1 protein-coding gene is annotated in these 793 nt (G+C 27.7%); it reads right to left on the bottom strand.

Annotation, left to right across the window (positions count from 1 at the left end; translation table 4 throughout):
• Window positions 1-326: 326 nt before the first annotated feature.
• Window positions 327-793: hypothetical protein (locus NXS15_RS03740; RefSeq protein WP_396888611.1), on the bottom strand; the 467-nt coding region annotated here is incomplete at its 5' end.

Consider the following 793-nt stretch of genomic DNA (forward strand, 5'->3'; position numbering starts at 1 on the left):
TGTGGTATAATATATTCAGTTGTCAGGGGGGGGTTGTTCCCTCCTTTTCATTTACTAATTTTTTTTAAAATCAAAAAAGCTGCAAGTAGGTTGCAGCTTTTTTACACACTAATTTTTTACGCATTCAATTTAATTATACTAGAAATCGACGCAATGCAGTGTTTGGGCGCTGTCACTGGTTTTGGGTATGAAACAAAAAACAAAAGTTCCAATTTTTTGAATTTAACAAATGAGAACTTTTGTTTTATATTTCATAGAGAACAAATACCTAATTATTTCGCTTTTTAACTCGCTTTAATTTTTACTTATTTACTTAGTTTAAAAAATTATTGATTATGCAAATTATTATCCAATTCATCGATCAGATCAAACATATCTTTGAAAATATTGTCTATAGCAAACCCTTTTTTATCAAATTCGCCATCATTAATTTTCTTATTAAATAATTCATTTGTGCTGGCACCTTCAAAAGTTATGGTCAATTGTCCGTTTTTATTATTTTGTGAATCTTCTTTTTTAACTTTGCAAACTAATAATGTTAATGGTACTAAATCAAAACTATTGTCAGAATGATCGTTAATATAAGCACGATATGCTTCTACAATTTTTTTAGTCTTATCTTTGTCGTAGTCATTAGTGGCATCTTTTACTTCAATAATAAGTTGATGATTGCCGTATTTAATTACAATGTCAGGGAAAGAGTTTTTAATATCATAATCTTTACTATAGTATTCATAATTTACACCATTTAAAGTCGGGTTTTTGCTTCAAATTTTTACTTTGTCGTAAAATG

The sequence above is a fragment of the Mycoplasma sp. CSL7475-4 genome (assembly GCF_024834065.1).
In the GTDB taxonomy this organism is placed as follows: domain Bacteria; phylum Bacillota_I; class Bacilli_A; order Mycoplasmatales; family Metamycoplasmataceae; genus Mycoplasmopsis.